The organism is Streptomyces albidicamelliae (assembly GCF_025642175.1).
Taxonomy (GTDB): Bacteria; Actinomycetota; Actinomycetes; order Streptomycetales; family Streptomycetaceae; genus Streptomyces; species Streptomyces albidocamelliae.
This window is the reverse complement of record NZ_CP106795.1, coordinates 4,911,016-4,930,501: the sequence shown is the minus strand read 5'-3', so window position 1 is coordinate 4,930,501 and position 19,486 is coordinate 4,911,016. Positions and strand designations below refer to the sequence as shown.

Here is a 19,486-nt window from a genome sequence, read left to right as displayed (position 1 = left end):
TGTTCATAACGCGACACTCCGTGGTCACCGGACGGTCGCGATACCGCACCGCGGCGTCAACCCGCCGCTCGCCCGTAGCGGGTGAGGACGGCGGCGCCCACCCGTTCGGCGGACAGGCACTGCAGACCGGCCGGCGGACTCCCGGCCGGGAACAGCGGCCGGCCCTGCCCGAGCACCACCGGGAACGTCAGCAGCCGGTACTCGTCCACGAGGTCCCGGGCCATCAGCTCGTGCACGACGCCCAGGCTCCCGGTCACGACCACGTCGCGCCGCTCGGCCCGCACGGCGGCCGGCAGATCGCCCTCCAGCAACCGCGAGCCGGCCCACCGGGACACGTCCGGAGCACCGCGCGAGACCACCAGCTTCGGCACGGCGTTCATCCGCGCCGCGAACGGATCGTCCCGTCCCGGCCAGAGCCGCGCGAACAGCTCCCAGGTGGTACGGCCCAGCAGCAGAACCCCCTCGTCCAGGACGGCGCCGAGACGGAACTTGTCCCCGGCGACCGCCTCGGGCCCGTACCGGAACGCCCAGCCCCCGTACGCGGTACCCGCCGACCCGTCCGGATCCGACACGATCCCGTCCAGGGTGATGAACTCGATGACGACGACACTCATGGCGACGGTCCCTCCACTCGACGACTCACCGGTACATACCGGCGGCACCGGCCGGACTCATCGCTCCCCGCCACGAAAAGACGAACTCGTCCTGAACCGCCGGGAGGCCGGGGACCGGGGGTCGGGGAAACCGGAGGACCGGGGGCCGGGGAAACCGGCGGACCGGAGGACCGGAGGACCGAAGGACGGCACGAGGGCGCGGCGAACAGGCCGACCGCACCCTCGTCACCCACGCGCGCGTGCGGGCCCCCGGAAGTCGGCGGGCACCGGGCGCCTACGGGGACGGCGCGAACGCGGCCAGCACGCGCGGGTCCGCGAACACCACGTTGTGCGCGACCCGGCCGCCCGCGACCGTCAGGACCTGCACGCTGTGCAGACGATGCCCGGCCCCGCGCTCCGGCGCGTACGCCGCCAGCGCCGGCTGCCCGTTGGCCGCCACCCGCTCCACCCGCCAGTCCGTCCCACGCAGCGCGAACACCCGCTCCATGAAACGGCCGTACTCCCGCCGCCCCCGGTACCACAGCGGCACCGGCGGCATCTCCAGCACCGCGTCCTCGGTCAGCAGCCGCACGAGCCCCGCCACGTCGGCCGCCTCGAAGGCCCGCACATATCGCCCCACCACCGCCCGCGTCCCGGCGTCGACCGGCTCGCCCACCGCATCGATGCCGTCCCCGCGCGCGAGCGCGGCACGCGCCCGCTGCAACGCGCTGTTGACGGCCGCCACGGACGTGCCCAACTGCCCCGCCACCTCCGCGGCGGAGAACTCCAGCACCTCCCGCAGCACCAGCACCGCACGCTGCCGCGCCGGCAGCAGCTGCAGCGCCGCCACCAGCGCCAGCCGCAGATCCGTGCGCGCCTCCACGTCGCACCGCGCGTCGGGGAACGGCTCCAGCCAGGGCACGTCGACCGCCGGCGTCAACGGCGCCCCGGGATCCTCCGAGGGCGCCCCCAGCCCCGACGGCAGCGGGCGCCGGGCACGGCCCTCCAGAGCGCTCAGGCAGACACGGGTCGCGATGCGGTACAGCCAGGTCCGCACGGACGCACGCGCGGGGTCGTACCGCTCCCGCGCCTTCCACGCCCGCAGCATCGTCTCCTGCGTCAGATCCTCGGCCTCGTGGAACGAGCCCAGCATCCGGTAGCAGTACGCCACCAGCTCGCCCCGGTACGGCTCGAAGTCCACCGGCCCATCCTGCCCTTCACGCACGCGTGAAGGGCAGGAACGGACTCACACCCGGGCCGGCCCCCGCTACAGCAGGCCGTCCCACATCTGCTCCAGCAGCACCGACCACCAGCTCTCCGGCGAACCCAGCGCCGCCGGATCCAGGGAGGCCAGCTGCGCCTGGAAGTCGACCGTCCAGCGGCCCGCCTGCTCCTGGTTCAGCCCGAACCTCAGACGCCACATACGGCCCAGCAGCGCCAGGCAGCGCGCGAACTCCGGCAGCCCGCTGTTCACGAACTGCGGCGGCACCGGAGCACCGCCCGGCCCCGCCTCCACCGGCACGGCCACGATGTTCGCCGTGCCGTACTGCACACAGATCGCCTTGCCGAAGTCCGTGCCCATCACGAGGTACGACCCCGCGTCCGCTGCCGGCTGCACCCCCCGCTCGGCCGCCAGCTCCGCCAGCGTCGGCACGGGACGGCCCGGCTGCGCCTGCGCCCAGAAGAACGGACCCATGTCCACCGGCAGCCCGGCCACGACCAGCGTGTGCGCCACGACCGGCGGCACACCCTGCCGCGACACCGCCTGCTGCTCGAACCGGAACACCCCCGGCCCGAACGCCGCCGCCAGCTCCTGCCCGACACCCTCCGGCGGAATCGGCGGCACCGCCTGCACCGGCGGCAACGGCGCCCGCACCGGCGCGGGACGCGCCGGACCGTCGGCCACCTGATGCAACTCGCCCTGGTGCGCCAGCAACTGCTGCATGCCCTGCTGCCGGCTCGCGTGATCCGTGCCGTACGGCGCGATGCTCGCGATCCGCGCCTGCGGCCACTGCTCCCGGATCATCCGCGCGCAGTAGGCACCCGGCAGCGCACACGACTCCAGCTCCGTGTGCAGCTCCAGCACCTGGTCCGGCGGCACGTTCATCGCGCGCAGCTCGTGGAAGATCTGCCACTCCGGATGCGGCGTACCCGGCGCCGAACGCCGGATCAGCTGCTGCTCCGAACCGTCGTGCGCGCGATACCGCAGCACGGCCTGGTAGCCGGGACCCACCGTCGGCTGACCCACCTGCGGATACCCGTACGCCGGAGGCTGCCCCGGCACCGGCGCGCCCGGCGGCGGCATCGCGCCCGGCGGCATCGGCTGCGGCATCCCCGGAGCACCGGGCGGCGGCACCGCACCCGGCGCCGGCGGCGGCATGGAACCCGCGGCGGGCGGCGGCGGAGGCATGCCCGGGCCGGCCACGGGAGGCGCGGCCAGCACGGTCTCCGCGTGGTGCACGGCACCGCGCGCACCACCGGGAACACCCGGAGCGCCGGGCGCACCCGGGACACCCGGAGCCGCCGGAGGCTGCGGCGCCCCCGGGCCGGGCGGCATACCCGCGGCGGCAGGCGCACCCGGCGGGTTCGGCACGCCCGGAGCCCCCGGAGCACCCGGCATGCCCGGAGCAGCCGGCGGCTGGGGTGCGCCCGGGCCCATCCGCCCGGGATCGGCCAGCATCGTGGCCGCGTGGTGCACCTGGCCCGGAGGAGTACCGCCGCCCGGCACTCCCGGAGGCGCGGGCGGGTGGGACGCACCCGGCGCCTGCCCTCCCTGCGAGCCCCCGGACCGGCCGGCACGCCCCCGCCCTCGGGCCCGTCGGGACCCAGCGACGACACGAGCTGCGTCGGCACGTACCCGCCCGCGGGCGCACCCGGAGCGGGCGGAACCGCCGCACCACCCGGACGCGCGCCCGGCGCACCCGGAACACCCGGCGGAGGAGGCGGCGCACCCGCGCCGCCCCGCGGCTTCCTCGGCGGCGGCGCCGCCTTGCTCGTCGCGGCGTCCGCGATGTCACCCGCGTTCGGCGCGAGGCGCCGCCCGGGCCCGCCCGGACCCGCCGGCGGCTGCGGAGAGCCGTACCCCTCCGCGTCCTGCGCGGCACCCGGACCCTGCGGGTACCCGTACGGCTGCCCGCCCGGGGGCGGAGGCGCAGGCGTACCGCCCTGCGCGACACCCGGAGCCGCCGGAGGAGGAGTGCCGTGCACCGGCGGATAGCCGTACGGCTGCCCACCCGGCGGCGGCGGCGTACCACCCTGCGGCACACCCCCGGGGGCCGGCGAACCACCCTGCGCGCCCGGCACGTTCGACGGATCCAGCGCCGGCGCCACCGCCGTCGGCGGCAGCTGACTGCCACCCGCCATCAACGCCGTCTTCGCCTCGGGCTCGGCCGCCGGCGGCCGCGGACCGTCCGCCTCCGCGTCACTCACCTGCGGCGCGAACACCGTCGCCGGCAACGGAACCGACCGGTCCTCCTCACCGCCGTCCGCATTCGTGTCCGTACCCGCCCACGGCGTCGCACCCGACGGCACGTCCACCGCAGCGCCGGCACCGGGCGCGGGCACCGCCGGACCGGCAGGCGCCCCCGGGAACGCCCCCGGCGCGTCCACCGGCACCCCGGCCTGCGTCCGAGCGAGCCCGGCGCCACCGGCACCCGCCCCGTCGGCGGGCCCGTCCTGCGAACGCCCCTCCCCGAGACCCAGCCGGTCCGCCGCCTCCTGCAACCACTCCGGAGGAGTCAGCAGGAACGACGTCTGATTCAGATCGACCCGCGCCGCCGCAGCCGCGGGAACCGCGTCCCGCGGCTCGTCCGCACGGCCGTACTCCTCCTCGTACCGGCGGATCACCTCACCCACCGGCAACGCCGGCCACAGCGTCGCCTCCCCGCTGTCCCGGGCGATGACCAGCCGCTGACCACCCGCGTCCGAACGCGGGCCCTCCGCACGGTCCTCGCCCCACACCACGAAACCGAGCTCGAACTCCCGCACCCGCACCTCACGATGCTGGTACGCGGGAACGTCCCCGTTGATCCACTCCTCGGCGCGCTCCTGCGCCTGCGCGTAGGTCACCATCGCCCGCAGCTCACTCCCCCACCGCACCGGAAGACGCCGCACCGGAGGACACCGGAACGACACGGGCGAACCCGCCGTCCACCATCAGATCGGCCACCGTCTCCAACTCCGGCGGATTCCCCGCCAGCCGCGACAGGAAGGCGTCGAAGTCGTCACCGCACGGCAGCAGCAGACGCTCCACCCGCTCCGCCGGCGACCACGACGGATCCACGTCCCGCACATCGTCGTACGCGCAGAACCACACCGAACCCGCCCGCTCACCGCGCACCTTCACCGCGAGCAGGCCACCCTGCACGAACGTGACCCCCAGATAATCCTTCGTCAGATGGTCACGCAGACACTTGTTGACATACACCAGGTCATTGACCGCGGCCTCGTCCCGCACCGTGAAGAACGGTTGGTCCAGCAGCAACCCCAGCTCGGCGTCGAGCGCCGCACCCACCGGCGCACACCCACCCGCCGCCTTCAAGAACGAACGGTACGCACCCGGAAGCCGGTACCCGAGATCCTCCTCGACCCCCTGCACCTGCGCCTCCGTCACCGCCACACCCGACTTCGGCAGCCCGAAATGCGCCGGACGCGTCTCCTGCAACGGCCGCGTCCCCCGCTTGGCATGGTCCACCCCCGACGTCGCCACCCCACCGTGGTGCCGCAGCAACGCCTTCACCTCCACCGGAACCAGCTCCAGCCGCCGCGACGCCGCCACGTGATGCCACGTCCAGCCGTGCGGCGTCGCCACATCCGGCACCGTGTCCCACAACTCGTGCCCCGACGCCGCCAGAGCCGCGTTCGCCGACACGTAGTCCGTCAGCCGCAACTCGTCGACCCCGAAACCCTCCGGAGGCTCGGCGATCTCCGCCGCCACACGCGCGTACGGCGAAAGATCCGGGTAACCCCGCTCATCGACCCGTACCCCTCTCGGGTGACGTGCCGCCCGAACCGGATCCGGGAAGTGCACGACCTGCCCGGCATAGGCCGCGTTCGGCGGCGCGGCTCGCTGCCCGAGCCGACCTGTCGTCATGGCGGTTGCCCCCTGCGGCGTTCTCTCTGGCCTGAACGGCGGTGTCGATCGCGGATGGCGACAGCCTATGCGGTACACGAACGCCGGTCACCGGCCCACCTCATCCCGGCGGACACCACCCCTCCGCTTCCGTGACCAGCCATCACCGCACCGTCACCACCAGAACAGCCCCGGGCGTGTCGCACCGCCCCAGCTTCCGCACCAGCCACGGCATTTGGCACCCTGTGTCCTTCGGGGGACACCCGGGGAGGGGAGAACGAGCATGAGCACCTTGCAGACCGGAGGCACCGACGTACGGGCCGGCGGCGACCCCCGCATCGACTGGAGCGGCACCGAAACACCCCCCGCACCCACACTCCGCCACCGCCGCGACGGCATCCTGCCCACCGTCGCAGCGGCCCTCTCCGTCCGCGGCGCCACCCTCACCGGCACCGCCGCCCGCGGCGAGGAACCCCCCGCCCTGCACCCCCTCGTCCAGGACTTCCTCGACACCCTCACCAGCGCCCAACGCGACCGCTTCACCGGCCGCTGCGCCGAAACCATCCTCATCTCCCGGCACATCACCGCCGCCGACGCCACCCGCAGCAGACGCGCCGCCCGCAAACCCATGACCAACGGCGAAGCCCGCAAAGCACTCAAACACGCCAAACTCACCACCCGCCGCATACGCGAGGACGGCGACCCCCTCCACGGCAGCTTCGCCACCCCCTGCCGCGCCTGCACCGCCCTCAGCGCCCACTTCGGCGTCCGCGTCGTCGACCCCACGGCAACCGACGGCTGACCACCCCCGTCCCCACAGGCAACAGCCGCACCACCCCGCCGGCACGACGAACGAAGGGCAGATGCACCCCGACCGCACCACCACCCGCTTCCCCGTACCCGTCGACGCCGCCCTGCGCGCCGCCGGCTGGCAACCCGGACGCTGGGACATAAAACAAGCCGAGATCTGGGCCGACACCCTGCGCGAACACACCTCACCCGCAGGACACCGGCACACCGTCTTCCCCGCGGCCGTCGAAGCCTGGGCCGAATTCGGCGGCCTCACCATCACCCCCGGCGGACCCGGCCGCCAGATCGCCCCCGCCACCCTCCACCTCGACCCCCTCCACGGCCTCCACCACGCCCGCACCCTCGGCGACCTCGGCCGCGCCCTCGGCACCGAACTCAGCCCCCTCGGCGAAGAGACCGACACCGCCGCCGTCCTCGCCATCGACGCCGAAGGCCGCGTCTACACCCTCGACCACACCGGCGACTGGTACGTCGGCCCCGACATCGACCACGCCCTGTCCATGCTCCTCACCGGCATCGGACCCGCCCGCCTCACCGCCGGCTGACCCCACAGGGAAGGCCCCGGACAGCACCCGACGGACCTACACCGCCGGAATCACCGCCGACACCCGGAAACCCCCCGCCTCCGTCGGCCCCGACACGAACACACCACCCAGCCCGACGACCCGCTCCCGCATCCCCACCAGACCGTTCCCACCCGACGGCAACCCCGCCGCCGACGCCGAAGCGGCCTCCGGCGGCGGCTCGTTCTCCACCTGCATCGCCAGCTCCGCCACCCGATGCGCCAGCCGCACACGCGTCTTCGCACCCGCCGCATGCTTGTGGACGTTCGTCAACGCCTCCTGCACCACCCGGTACGCCGTCTGCTCCAGCTCCGCCGCATACGACCGCACCTCCCCCTCCACCGACAGCTCCACGACCATCCCCGCGGCCGCCGACTGCCCGATCAACTCCTCCAGCTCCGACAGACACGGCCCCTCCGCCGCACCCTCCACCTGAACCAGCCGCGAAACCACCACGGCCGCCTCCCCCACCGCCACCGACGGCACCGCCGCCGCACGCCGACCCGCGTCCCCACCGGCCCGCAGCACCCCGAGCATCTCCCGCAACTCGGTCAACGCCTGCCGGCCCATGTCCCCCACCAGCGACGCGTTGCGCACCGCCTTCTCCGGATCCTTCCGCGCCACCGCCTGCAACGCCGCCGCGTGCACCACCATCAGACTCACCCGGTGCGCGACGACGTCATGCATCTCCCGCGCGATCCGTGTCCGCTCCTCGCTGCGCGCCCACTCGGCCCGCTCCTCCGCCCGCTCCGCGAGCAGCTGCAGCTCCCGCTCCAGCGAATCCGCACGCTCCCGCAGACTCTCCATCAGCCGGCGCCGCGCCCCCACGTACAGCCCCAGCAGCACCGGCGGAGCCGTCAGCCCCAACGACGTCGTGACCGCCGCGAACGGCACGAACCAGTCACCGAGCGTCAGATCGCCCCGCGCCATGTCCTGCCGCACCCGCACGAACGTCACGATCATCGTGCCCAGCAACGACATCCCCGCCAGCGCACCGATGATCCGCCGCGGCAGCTCGCACGCCGCCAGCGTGTACAGACCCACGATGCCCATCAGGAAACCCATCTGGGCCGGCGTGATCGCGATCGCCACCAGCACGACGGCGATCGGCCACTTCCGCCGCACGAGCAGCACCGAACCGGCGATCAGCCCGAACACGATCCCCACGGACAACGGGACACCCGCGTCCCGGGCGAACGGGATCCCCTCCGCACCGCACTCCACGGCGGACACCAGCGCGAGACTCCCGTCGAGCACCGCACTGCGCCACCTCGCCCACCACCAGGGGCCGGACCGGCCCCTGGCGTGCTCTTCCCCCGTCGTGGTCATGCGTCCAGCCTACGGGCGACGGGTGCGGCTTTTCCGGTGAGTTTCCCCGACCTCCACACACCACACTCCGTAGTCGGACGACCTCGAAATCCACCGGAATCCCTCGAACTGCTGAACCCTTCGCGTTCGGCACCGGAACAGCACATTCCGGCCGGACGGTATGCCCATGGCACATTCACCCGGCACATACGCCGACCTCGACGCCCTCCGCGAGCGGGCCGTCGCCCTCCGCCGCGCCGGCCACAGCCTCCGGCAGATCCGGGACGAACTGAAGATCTTCAACAACGACGTCCTCAACCGGCTCGTCAAGGGCGAACCCCCACCGGAGTGGACCAAGCGCCCGAGGGCCAAGGACGACCTACGAGCCCGCGCCCGGGAACTCCGCCTCCAGGGCTGGACCTACGACCGCATCGAAACCGAGCTGGGCTGCTCCCGAAGCTCGGTCTCCCTCTGGGTACGCGACCTGCCTAGGCCCGAGCGCAAGCGCACCCGGGAAGAAGCGTCGGCCATCGCAAAGAAGGGCTGGGAGGAGAAGCTGCGCCTCAGGGACGAGGATCGCCGCCGCACCAAGGAGGTCGCCCGGCAGGCGATCGGCGGGCTGTCGGCCCGCGAACTGTTCCTCGTGGGGGTGGGCCTCTACTGGGCCGAGGGCGGTAAGGACAAGCCGTACGACCGCCGCGAGAACGTCACCTTCGTCAACAGCGACCCCGGGATGATCGAGGTGTTCCTGGCCTGGCTGGACCTGCTCGAAGTCGATCGCGACCGCCTCCGGTTCACGGTGATGATCCACGAAACGGCGTACGTCGGAGCCGCCGAGCGCTACTGGGCGGACCTGGTCGGCGCCCCCTCCTCCTCCTTCAACAAGACCACCATCAAGAAGCACAACCCCAAGACGGTCCGCAAGAACACGGGCGACGGCTACCGGGGCTGCCTCGTGATCAAAGTCCTGAAGGGTGCCGACTTGTACCGTCGCATCGAGGGGTCCTGGTACGGCATAGTGGAGGCCGCACGCGAAGCCGATCAATCAAATCGGACGTAGTGCGCAAACCATCCCGGATCGTCTAAGGGCAGGACAAACGGTTTTGGTCCGTTGAATGAGGGTTCGAATCCTTCTCCGGGAGCCCACAGCACACAAATCCTAGGTTCGGGTCCTAACCGGCAACGTCGGTCAGGGCCCGCACTCGTACCCCCCAAACCCCGCCCCGGTATCCTGCGGCTGTCACCCCCACCCATCCAGAGCCGAAGGGCAACCCCGTGAGCGCCATCCGCCCGGCAGCCGTCGTCGTTCTCGCAGCGGGTGAGGGCACCCGTATGAAGTCGGCCACACCCAAGGTCCTCCATCAGATCTGCGGCCGGTCCCTGGTCGGCCATGTCCTCGCCGCCTCCCGCGAGTTGGACCCGCAGGCCCTGGTCGTCGTGGTGGGCCACGCCCGCGAGCAGGTCACCGAGCACCTGACCGGTATCGACCCGGACGTGCGCACGGCCGTGCAGGCGAAGCAGAACGGCACCGGGCACGCGGTACGGATGGGTCTGGAGGAGCTGGGCGGCGCGGTCGACGGGACCGTGGTCGTCGTCTGCGGTGACACCCCGCTGCTCACCGCGGAGACGCTCAAGGCGCTCGCCGGCACCCATCACGCGGACGGCAACGCCGTGACCGTGCTGACGGCCGAGGTGCCGGACGCGACCGGTTACGGCCGGATCGTGCGGGACGAGGCGACGGGTGCCGTGACGGCGATCGTGGAGCACAAGGACGCGACCGAGGCGCAGCGGGCGATCCGGGAGATCAACAGCGGTGTGTTCGCGTTCGACGGGCAGCTGCTGGCGGACGCGCTGAAGAAGGTGCGGACGAACAACAGTCAGGGCGAGGAGTACCTGACGGACGTGCTGGGGATTCTGCGGGAGGCCGGGCATCGGGTCGGGGCGTCGGTGGCAGGTGATCACCGGGAGATCGCGGGGATCAACAACCGGGTGCAGCTCGCCGAGGCGCGGCGGATCCTGAACGACCGGCTGCTGACGCGGGCGATGCTGGACGGTGTGACGGTGGTGGATCCGGCGTCGACGTGGCTGGATGTGACGGTCACGTTCGGGCAGGACTCCGTGGTGCATCCGAACACGCTGCTGACCGGGTCGACGCATGTGGCCGAGGGTGCGGAGGTCGGTCCGAACAGCCGGCTGAGGGACACGAAGGTGGGCGCGGGGGCGCGGGTGGACAACACGGTGTCCGAGGGTGCCGTGGTGGGTGCGGGGGCGAGTGTGGGGCCGTACGCCTATCTGCGTCCGGGGACGCGTCTGGGCGCGAAGGGCAAGATCGGTACGTACGTCGAGACGAAGAACGCGCGGATCGGCGAGGGGACGAAGGTGCCGCATCTGTCGTACGTGGGGGACGCGACGATCGGTGAGCACTCGAACATCGGTGCGGCGAGTGTGTTCGTGAACTATGACGGTCAGGACAAGCACCACACCACGATCGGGTCGCACTGCCGGACGGGTTCGGACAACATGTTTGTGGCTCCTGTCACGGTCGGGGACGGCGCGTACACCGCTGCCGGTTCGGTGATCACGAAGGATGTGCCGCCGGGTTCGCTGGCCGTGGCCCGTGGTCAGCAGCGGAATATCGAGGGCTGGGTGGCTCGGAAGCGTCCGGGGAGCGCGGCGGCGAAGGCGGCCGAGGCGGTGTCCCGGCAGGGCGGTGACGAGGGCTGACCGGAAACGGGTGCGCCAAACACGGCGTACCGTGATAAGTGCACATCCGCATGAGTGCACCCCCGCACTACCAGCTGTTTCGGCCTCTCACGCGCAGCCGAGGGGCCGGCGGCCGGCTGGTTGAGACAACCTCTGAGGAGACAGTGCTGTGACCGGGATCAAGACGACCGGCGAGAAGAAGATGATGTTCTTCTCCGGCCGCGCCCACCCCGAGCTTGCCGAGGAGGTCGCCCAGCAGCTGGGTGTCGGGGTCGTCCCGACCAAGGCCTTCGACTTCGCGAACGGTGAGATCTACGTCCGGTATCAGGAGTCGGCGCGTGGTGCGGACTGTTTCCTGATCCAGAGCCACACGGCTCCGATCAACAAGTGGATCATGGAGCAGTTGATCATGATCGACGCGTTGAAGCGTGCGTCGGCCCGTTCCATCACGGTGATCGTGCCGTTCTACGGTTACGCGCGGCAGGACAAGAAGCACCGTGGTCGTGAACCGATCTCGGCGCGCCTGATCGCGGATCTGATGAAGACCGCGGGTGCGGACCGGATTCTCACGGTGGATCTGCACACGGATCAGATCCAGGGCTTCTTCGACGGTCCGGTGGACCACCTGTTCGCGCTGCCGCTGCTGGCGGACTACGTGGGCCGGAAGGTGGACCGGGAGAAGCTGACGGTCGTGTCGCCGGACGCGGGGCGTGTGCGGGTGGCGGACCGGTGGTGCGACCGGCTCGGTGCGCCGCTGGCGATCGTGCACAAGCGGCGTGACAAGGATGTGGCGAACCAGGTGACCGTCCACGAGGTCGTGGGTGAGGTCAAGGGCCGGGTGTGTGTCCTCGTCGACGACATGATCGACACGGGTGGGACGATCTGTGCGGCCGCGGACGCGCTGTTCGCGCACGGTGCGGAGGATGTCATCGTGACGGCGACGCACGGTGTGCTGTCGGGTCCGGCGGCGGACCGGCTGAAGAACTCGCGGGTGAGTGAGTTCGTGTTCACGAACACGCTGCCGACGCCGGCGGAGCTGGGCCGGGATCTGGACAAGATCAGCGTGCTGTCGATCGCTCCGACGATCGCGAGTGCGGTGCGTGAGGTGTTCGAGGACGGCTCGGTGACCAGCCTCTTCGACGAGCAGTGAGGTTTCTGCAGACCTTCTGCGCGTCGGCCGGCCCGACCGGCTGAAGATCCTTTTGGTGCGGCCTCCCCCGCCGGGTAAACTGTGCGAGTTGCTCGGCGAGGGAGGCCGTTCTCCGTTTTCTGACGGGGTACGGCGATCCGTTATCGACGCGCTCTTCGTAGCAGGCCGTTCGTGGCCGGGTGACCACGTCCGCATCCGAGTTCTACGAGGAGTGATCCACATGTCCGAGGTCAAGCTCGCCGCCGAGACCCGCACCGAGTTCGGCAAGGGTGCCGCGCGCCGCATCCGCCGTGAGAACAAGGTCCCGGGTGTCCTGTACGGCCACGGTTCCGACCCGCTGCACCTGACCCTCCCGGGCCACGAGCTGCTGCTCGCGCTGCGTACGCCGAACGTCCTGATCTCCCTGGACATCGACGGCAAGAGCAACGAGCTGGCGATCCCGAAGTCCGTGCAGCGCGACCCGCTGAAGGGCTTCCTGGAGCACGTCGACCTGCTGCTGGTCAAGCGCGGCGAGAAGGTCACGGTCGAGATCCCGGTGCACGCCGAGGGTGAGCTGGCCCCCGGTGGCAACCTGCTCGAGCACGTCCTGGTCGCCCTGCCGGTCGAGGCCGAGGCCACGCACATCCCCGAGGCCGTCACGGTCTCCGTCGAGGGCCTGGAGGCCGGTGCCTCCGTCCACGCCAAGGACATCAAGCTGCCCAGCGGCGTGACCCTGGCCGTGGACGAGGACGCGGTCGTCCTCCAGGTGCTGCAGGCCCAGGTCGAGGAGACCGAGGGCGAGGAGGCGGCCGCCGAGGGCGAAGAGGTCGCCGAGGCCTGATCGCCGGCTCACGGTCGACGGTAGTTTGCTGTTCAGCCGCCGCTTCCCTCGCGGGGAGCGGCGGCTGGCGCGTATCAAGGAGGCATGGACGTGACCACCCCCGCCAGTGGCCCCTGGCTCATCGTCGGGCTCGGTAACCCCGGGCCGGAGTACGCCATGAACCGGCACAACGTCGGTTTCATGGTGGCCGACCTGCTCGCGGAGCGGATCGGCGGGAAGTTCAAGCGTGCGGGCAAGGCGCAGGCGCAGGTGCTGGAGGGGCGGATCGGTCCGGCGGGGGCGGCGAGCCGCCGGGTGGTGCTGGCCAAGCCGATGTCGTACATGAACCTGTCCGGTGGTCCGGTGAACGCGCTGCGGGACTTCTACAAGGTGCCGCAGGCGAACGTGGTGGCGGTCCATGACGAGCTGGACATCGACTACGGCACGCTGCGGCTGAAGCTGGGCGGCGGGGACAACGGGCACAACGGTCTGAAGTCGATGACGAAGGCGATGGGTCCGGACTACCACCGGGTGCGGTGCGGGATCGGGCGGCCGCCGGGGCGGATGCAGGTGGCGGACTTCGTGCTGAAGGACTTCTCGTCGGCGGAGCGCAAGGATCTCGACTGGTTCGTGGACCGCGCGGCGGACGCGGTGGAGTGTCTGCTGGCGGAGGGGCTGGAGCGGGCGCAGGGCGCGTACAACTCCTGAGTGTGCGCGGGGTGCCGGCCGGTGTGCCGTACAACTGCGGACTTGTCCGTCCTTGCCTCCCGGCGGAGTTGACCGGCCGTGCGGGTATGGCCAATGATCCCGGCCATGCCTGCCTCAGCCAGTAACGCTCGCGCCCGCCGGGCGTCCGTGTCCGCGGTGCGGTTCGGGCGGGTCGCGGCGACGGGTGTGGTCGCCGTGCTGATCCTGTTCGCGGGGGTGTGGGGTTCCTGGGGGACCGCGCAGCACGTGATGCTGACCAAGGGGCGTGAGCGCGGCACGGTCGAGGTGACGTCCTGTGCGGGTGACCGCTGTTCCGGGCCGTTCCGGCCGGTGTCGGCGGGTGCGCGGGCGCGTGCGCGGGTGGAGATCGCGCAGTCGGTGGCGGTGCGCAAGGGGCGGACGTACGACGTGGTGCTGAAGCCGGGTACGGCGGACGCGCTGCGTTCGGGTCCGGCGGGGGTTCTTTACGCGTGGGTGCCGCTCGGCGGGGCGTTGCTGCTGGCCTCGGTGGTGGTCGCGGGGGGTCTGCGGCTGACGCGGGTGGCGTGGGGGCTGGCGTTGTCGGGTGCGGGTCTGCTGACGGTGGCCTTCGTGGCCGTGCGGTGACGTGGACGTGAGGGTGCCCCCGGGGTCGTGGACCTCGGGGGCACCGTCGTGTGCGGGGGCGGGTGTCAGCCGGTGTTGCGCAGGCCGGCGGCTACGCCGTTGACGGTGAGGAGCAGGGCCCGGGAGAGCAGCGGGTCGGGGTCGGTGCCCGCCGCGGCCTCGTCGCGCTGGCGCTTGAGCAGGGCGACCTGGAGGTAGGAGATCGGGTCGAGGTAGGCGTCGCGGATGGTGAAGGTCTGCCTGAGGTCGGGCTGGGCGTCGAGGAGGCGGGCCTCGCCGGTGATGCGCAGGACCTCGCGGACGGTCAGCTCGTGTTCGGCGCGGATGGTGTCGAAGACGTGCTTGAGCTCGTCGGGGACGAGGGTGTCGACGTAGTGCTGGGCGATGCGCAGGTCGGTCTTCGCGAGGGTCATCTCGACGTTGGAGATGAAGTTGCGGAAGAAGTGCCACTGTTCGTGCATCTCGCCGAGCACGGTGTCCAGACCGGTTTCCCGCAGCGCCTTGAGGCCGGAGCCGACGCCGAACCAGCCGGGCACGATCTGCCGGGACTGGGTCCAGCCGAACACCCAGGGGATCGCGCGCAGACCGTCGAGGGAGACGCCCGAGCCGGGGCGGCGGGAGGGCCGCGAGCCCAGGTGCAGCTCGGCGAGCTGGTCGACGGGCGTGGAGGCGAGGAAGTACGTCGGCAGGTCGGGGTCCTCGACGAGCCGGCGGTAGGCGGCGTGGGCGGCGTCGGAGACGACGTCCATGGCGGCGTCCCAGCGGGCGAGGGCCTCGTCGGACTGGCGGGGCGCGGTGTGCAGGGCGGAGGCCTGCAGGGTGGCGGCGACGGTCAGTTCCAGGTTCTCCCGGGCGAGGGAGGGGATGAGGTACTTGTCGGAGATGACCTCGCCCTGTTCGGTGACCTTGATCTCGCCCTCCAGGGTGCCCCAGGGCTGGGCGAGGATGGCGTCGTGGGAGGGGCCGCCGCCGCGGCCGACGGTGCCGCCGCGGCCGTGGAAGAGGCGCAGGCGTACGCCGTAGCGGTGGGCGACGTCGCGCAGCCGGCGCTGGGCGCGGTGGATCTCCCACTGGCTGGTGGTGATGCCGCCGAACTTGGAGGAGTCGGAGTAGCCGAGCATGACCTCCTGGACGTCGCCGCGCAGCGCGACCAGGCGCCGGTAGGACGGGTCGGAGAGCATGTCCTCGAGGATGGTGTCGGCGGCCTTGAGCTCGTCGGTGGTCTCGAGGAGCGGGACGATGCCGATCTTCGCCCAGCCGGCGTGGAGGTCGAGGAGGCCGGCCTCGCGGGCGAGGACGGCGGCGGCGAAGACGTCGTCGGCGCCCTGGCACATGGAGATGATGTAGGACTCGATGACTTCGGGGCCGAAGACGCTGAGGGCCTTCTTGACGGTCTCGAAGACGCCGAGGGTCTTGGCGCCGGCGGCGTCGACGGGTGCCGGGGTGGGGCCGAGGGGGCGCCGGGAGCGCAGTTCCTTGGCGAGGAGCCGGGCCCGGTAGTCGCGGGGCATGTCGGCGTAGCGCCAGGACTCCTCGCCGAGGCGGTCGAAGAGCTGGCCGAGGGCGTGGTGGTGGGCGTCGGCGTGCTCGCGGACGTCCATGGTGGCGAGCTGGAGGCCGAAGGCGGCGAGGGTGCGGATGGTGCGGCCGAGGCGGCCGTCGGCGAAGAGGCCGCCGCGGTGCTCGCGCAGGGAAGTCTGGATGATCCGCAGGTCGCTCAGGAGTTCGCCGGTGCCGAGGTAGTCGCGGCCGTCGACGTGGGGGGTGCCGTTGGCGAGGCGCTGCTTGGTGTTCTCGAGCTTCTGCCGGATGCAGGTGGCCTTGAGCCGGTAGGGCTCCTCGGCGTTGAGTCGCTTGTAGCGGGGGCTGATCTCGGGCAGCTGTTCGAGGTCGGTGTGCAGGGAGGTGAGGAGTTCCTCGGTGGCGCCGGCGTAGCGGATGGAGTTGGAGAGCAGTCCGCGCAGTTCGTCGACCATCTCCAGGGCGTCGTTGATGCCGTGTTCGTGCTGGAGGATGAGGACGTCCCAGGTGACCTGGGGGGTGACGTTGGGGTTGCCGTCGCGGTCGCCGCCGATCCAGGTGCCGAAGGTGAGCGGCCGGGTGTCGTCGGGGAGCCTGACGCCGACGCGTTCGAGTTCGGCGGTGAGGTCCTCGAGGACGTCGCCGACGGCGTCGGCGTGGAGTTCGTCGAGGTAGTAGATGGCGTTGCGGGCCTCGTCGGCGGGTTCCGGGCGTACGACGCGCAGCTCGTCGGTCTGCCAGACGAGGTCGATGTTCTCGGCGAGGCGGACGTCGTGGCGGCGGCGGTCGGACTCGAGGACGGGGGTGTCCAGGAGCGCGGCGATGCGCCGGAGCTTGTTGAGGACCGACCGGCGCGCGGCCTCGGTGGGGTGCGCGGTGAACACGGGGCGGACGTTCAGGTGCTGGACGGTCTGCTTGAGGTGTTCGGGGTCGGCGTCCTTGAGCCGGTCGGCGGTACGGGCGAGGAGGCCGCCCTCGGCGGCGCGCCGGGCGCGCAGCTCGCGGCCCCGGTGCACCTGCTCGGTGATGTTGGCGAGGTGGAAGTAGGTGGAGAAGGCGCGGACCAGCTTGGCCGCGGTCTCCAGTTCGGTGCCGCGCAGCAGCTCGGCGGCGGCCTCGCCGTCCTCGCGGGTGAGGCGGCGGACCTTCTCGACCAGTTCGAGGAGCTCGGGGCCTTCCTGCCGGACGAGGGTCTCGCCCAGGAGGTCGCCCAGGCGGCGGATGTCGGCGCGCAGCTCGCTGCCGTTCGTGGTGGTCTGGTCGTCGGCACTGCTCACAGGTGCGGCTCCTTGCAGTGTTGAAGCTCGTCTGGGAGGGAACCCGAGCGTCAGCCACGCGGCGGCGGGCGCCGCTTACGGGCCGGAGCGTCCGGGAAGAAACTTCAGCGGACCGCGCTGTCCGACCGAGACCAAGGATAGGTGGCCGTGCGGAGGCGCAGGCCGTGGGGCTCTTGCCGCCGCACGACACGCTGCCATACTTACGACGCCGTAGGTTACGGAGCCGTAGGGAAGTACCGTCGAGACCCGCCCGGTCCCGGCGGCCCGGCATCCGCCTCATCTCTCGACCCTCGACCCCACAGGGGACGCGCATGACCTCAAGTTCCGATGTGATCGACGAAGCCCGTCAGGCCAACGACACCTCCACCTCCCCCGCCACCCTGGGCGGCGAGCAGAAGCGTTCGATCGAGCAGATCACGCTGCTCCTGTTCATCGTCGTGCCGTTCGTGGCACTCGTGGCGGCCGTGCCGCTGGCCTGGGGCTGGGGGGTGAGCTGGCTCGACCTGGGCCTGCTGGTCTTCTTCTACTTCCTGGGGTGCCACGGCATCACGATCGGTTTCCACCGGTACTTCACGCACGGCTCGTTCAAGGCGAAGCGTCCGCTCAGGATCGCGTTGGCGATCATGGGGTCGATGGCCGTCGAGGGCCCCCTGGTGCGCTGGGTGGCCGACCATCGCAGGCACCACAAGTTCTCCGACGCCGAGGGCGACCCGCATTCGCCGTGGCGGTTCGGTGAGACGCTGCCGGCGTTGATGAAGGGCCTGTGGTGGGCGCACATCGGCTGGATGTTCGACGAGGAGCAGACGCCGCAGGAGAAGTACGCCCCGGATCTGATCAAGGACGGGGCGATCCGGGCGATCTCCCGCCAGTTCGTGCTGTGGACGGCCGTGTCGCTGGCGCTGCCGCCGCTGATCGGTGGTCTGGTGACGATGTCGTGGTGGGGCGCGTTCACCGGGTTCTTCTGGGGTTCACTCGTGCGGGTGGCGCTGCTGCACCACGTGACGTGGTCGATCAACTCGATCTGTCACGCGGTGGGCAAGCGGCCGTTCAAGTCGCGTGACCGTTCGGGCAACGTGTGGTGGCTGGCGGTGCTGTCGTGCGGGGAGTCCTGGCACAACCTGCACCACGCGGACCCGACGTCGGCCCGGCACGGGGTGATGCGCGGCCAGATCGATTCGTCGGCGCGGTTCATCCGGATCTTCGAGCGGCTGGGCTGGGCGTACGACGTGCGCTGGCCGTCACGCTCGCGTATCGATTCGCGCCGCAACAGCGGGGAAGAGGGCTCCGGGCGCCGGAAGGAGGCGGCCGAGGCGGCATGATGGAAGCCGTGGCGACCGATTCCAGCAGCAATTCCGGCAATGACAAGCAGCGGCGGACGCGCCGGACCCGTATGACCGGTGCGGAGCGCCGCCAGCAGCTGCTGGAGATCGGTCGCACGCTCTTCGCGGCGAAGGGTTTCGAGGGCACCTCGGTGGAGGAGATCGCGGCGAAGGCCGGGGTGTCCAAGCCGGTGGTGTACGAGCACTTCGGCGGCAAGGAGGGCCTGTACGCGGTGGTGGTCGACCGTGAGATGCGGCGGCTGCTGGACATGGTGACCGGCTCGCTGACGGCGGGTCATCCGCGTGAGCTGTGCGAGCAGGCCGCGTTCGCGTTGCTGGACTACATCGAGGAGTACACGGACGGGTTCCGGATCCTGGTCCGTGACTCCCCCATCCCGCAGTCGACGGGGACCTTCGCGTCGCTGATCTCCGACATCGCCACGCAGGTGGAGGACATTCTCGGCCGCGAGTTCAAGTCCCGCGGCTTCGATTCGAAGCTGGCCCCGCTGTACGCCCAGGCGCTGGTCGGCATGGTCGCGCTGACCGGCCAGTGGTGGCTGGACGTGCGCCGCCCGAAGAAGGCGGAGGTGGCGGCGCACCTGGTGAACCTGGCGTGGCACGGGCTCGACGGGCTGGAGCCGAAGCCGCGACTGATAGGACACCGCAAGGCGTGAACCGCCGGGTCCGGCGGTACCTGGGCCGGCCGTCGCCGGGGGCTGCGCGCCTGCAGGGCAGTGCAGGCCGGGCTGGTGTGCCGCGGGGCTGATTGTCAGTGGGGCCGGTGCGCCGGTGGGGTTGAGATCGTCAGCGGGGCTGCGCGTCGGCCGGGGCTGTGAGTCGGCGGGGCTCCGCGCCGTCGGGGCCGCGAGTTTGCGGGGCTGTGCGCTGGCGGGGCTGCGCACCGGCCGGCCCATGAGCCAGTCGGGCCGCGAGCCGGACGGGCAGCGCGCCGACGAGGCCACACGTCAGCTGACCCACGAGCCGACCGGACCACAAGCCAACCGGGCTGCTACCGGCGGGGCCGCGCACCGGCCAGCCCACGAGTCAGCCGGGCCGCG

At 71.6% G+C, this 19,486-nt stretch carries 15 protein-coding genes, 1 tRNA gene and 1 pseudogene; 11 read left to right on the top strand and 6 right to left on the bottom strand.

The features are described from left to right. Positions 1-56 precede the first annotated feature (56 nt). The 4 genes and pseudogenes from N8I86_RS22745 to N8I86_RS22730 form a co-directional block, all read right to left on the bottom strand. Complete coding sequence (locus N8I86_RS22745) at positions 57-614, bottom strand: dihydrofolate reductase family protein (RefSeq protein WP_073888588.1); 558 nt, start codon at positions 612-614, stop codon at positions 57-59. Positions 615-888: 274 nt separating this feature from the next. Beyond that, positions 889-1,794: an RNA polymerase subunit sigma-70 gene (locus N8I86_RS22740; RefSeq protein WP_263278575.1), complete on the bottom strand. Its 906-nt coding sequence runs from the start codon at positions 1,792-1,794 to the stop codon at positions 889-891. Between the two features lie 66 nt (positions 1,795-1,860). Beyond that, positions 1,861-4,664: pseudogene (locus N8I86_RS22735) on the bottom strand (SUKH-4 family immunity protein). 10 nt (positions 4,665-4,674) lie between these two features. Further along, on the bottom strand, positions 4,675-5,685 hold the full coding sequence (locus N8I86_RS22730) for an SMI1/KNR4 family protein (protein ID WP_123436997.1): 1,011 nt from the start codon (positions 5,683-5,685) through the stop codon (positions 4,675-4,677). A 262-nt stretch (positions 5,686-5,947) separates the two neighbouring features. Here N8I86_RS22730 and N8I86_RS22725 point away from each other — a divergent pair, with 262 nt between their 5' ends. Beyond that, on the top strand, positions 5,948-6,466 hold the full coding sequence (locus N8I86_RS22725; RefSeq protein WP_073888580.1) for a YwqJ-related putative deaminase: 519 nt from the start codon (positions 5,948-5,950) through the stop codon (positions 6,464-6,466). A gap of 61 nt (positions 6,467-6,527) precedes the next feature. After that, complete coding sequence (locus N8I86_RS22720; protein WP_073888578.1) at positions 6,528-7,019, top strand: SUKH-3 domain-containing protein; 492 nt, start codon at positions 6,528-6,530, stop codon at positions 7,017-7,019. A 36-nt stretch (positions 7,020-7,055) separates the two neighbouring features. On the opposite strand, the gene N8I86_RS22715 is transcribed toward N8I86_RS22720, so the two are convergent. Next, a complete protein-coding gene (locus N8I86_RS22715) occupies positions 7,056-8,366 on the bottom strand; it encodes a sensor histidine kinase (protein ID WP_073888576.1) in 1,311 nt (436 codons plus the stop codon). Between the two features lie 166 nt (positions 8,367-8,532). Between N8I86_RS22715 and N8I86_RS22710 the strand changes: the two genes are divergently transcribed. From N8I86_RS22710 to N8I86_RS22680, 7 genes are all read left to right on the top strand, one after another. Further along, complete coding sequence (locus N8I86_RS22710; RefSeq protein WP_263278574.1) at positions 8,533-9,405, top strand: helix-turn-helix domain-containing protein; 873 nt, start codon at positions 8,533-8,535, stop codon at positions 9,403-9,405. A gap of 11 nt (positions 9,406-9,416) precedes the next feature. Then, positions 9,417-9,487 (top strand) — tRNA-Gln (locus N8I86_RS22705). Between the two features lie 133 nt (positions 9,488-9,620). Continuing rightward, complete coding sequence (glmU, locus tag N8I86_RS22700) at positions 9,621-11,069, top strand: bifunctional UDP-N-acetylglucosamine diphosphorylase/glucosamine-1-phosphate N-acetyltransferase GlmU (protein ID WP_263278573.1); 1,449 nt, start codon at positions 9,621-9,623, stop codon at positions 11,067-11,069. A gap of 148 nt (positions 11,070-11,217) precedes the next feature. Beyond that, positions 11,218-12,198 carry a ribose-phosphate diphosphokinase gene (locus tag N8I86_RS22695; RefSeq protein ID WP_073888572.1) on the top strand — a complete coding sequence of 327 codons (981 nt, stop codon included), beginning with the start codon at positions 11,218-11,220 and terminating at the stop codon, positions 12,196-12,198. A 220-nt stretch (positions 12,199-12,418) separates the two neighbouring features. Continuing rightward, a complete protein-coding gene (locus N8I86_RS22690) occupies positions 12,419-13,018 on the top strand; it encodes a 50S ribosomal protein L25/general stress protein Ctc (RefSeq protein WP_073888570.1) in 600 nt (199 codons plus the stop codon). Between the two features lie 84 nt (positions 13,019-13,102). Next, positions 13,103-13,705 (top strand): aminoacyl-tRNA hydrolase, encoded by a 603-nt coding sequence (gene pth / locus N8I86_RS22685; RefSeq protein ID WP_263278572.1) that lies wholly within the window; start codon positions 13,103-13,105, stop codon positions 13,703-13,705. Between the two features lie 93 nt (positions 13,706-13,798). After that, positions 13,799-14,311 carry a hypothetical protein gene (locus N8I86_RS22680; protein WP_107423585.1) on the top strand — a complete coding sequence of 171 codons (513 nt, stop codon included), beginning with the start codon at positions 13,799-13,801 and terminating at the stop codon, positions 14,309-14,311. A gap of 65 nt (positions 14,312-14,376) precedes the next feature. Here the strand turns inward: N8I86_RS22680 and ppc are convergent, their stop codons facing one another. After that, the gene (ppc, locus tag N8I86_RS22675) at positions 14,377-17,109 is read right to left on the bottom strand and encodes a phosphoenolpyruvate carboxylase (protein ID WP_073888566.1); all 2,733 of its coding nucleotides are present in this window, start codon (positions 17,107-17,109) and stop codon (positions 14,377-14,379) included. Positions 17,110-17,420: 311 nt separating this feature from the next. On the opposite strand from ppc, the gene N8I86_RS22670 reads away from it, so the two are divergent. Both N8I86_RS22670 and N8I86_RS22665 read left to right on the top strand, forming a co-directional pair. Then, entirely contained in the window at positions 17,421-18,428 is a 1,008-nt protein-coding gene (locus tag N8I86_RS22670) for an acyl-CoA desaturase (RefSeq protein WP_073888564.1), read from the top strand. Continuing rightward, complete coding sequence (locus N8I86_RS22665) at positions 18,425-19,102, top strand: TetR/AcrR family transcriptional regulator (protein WP_073888562.1); 678 nt, start codon at positions 18,425-18,427, stop codon at positions 19,100-19,102. Before N8I86_RS22670 ends, N8I86_RS22665 begins: the two co-directional genes overlap by 4 nt. Positions 19,103-19,486 lie beyond the last annotated feature (384 nt).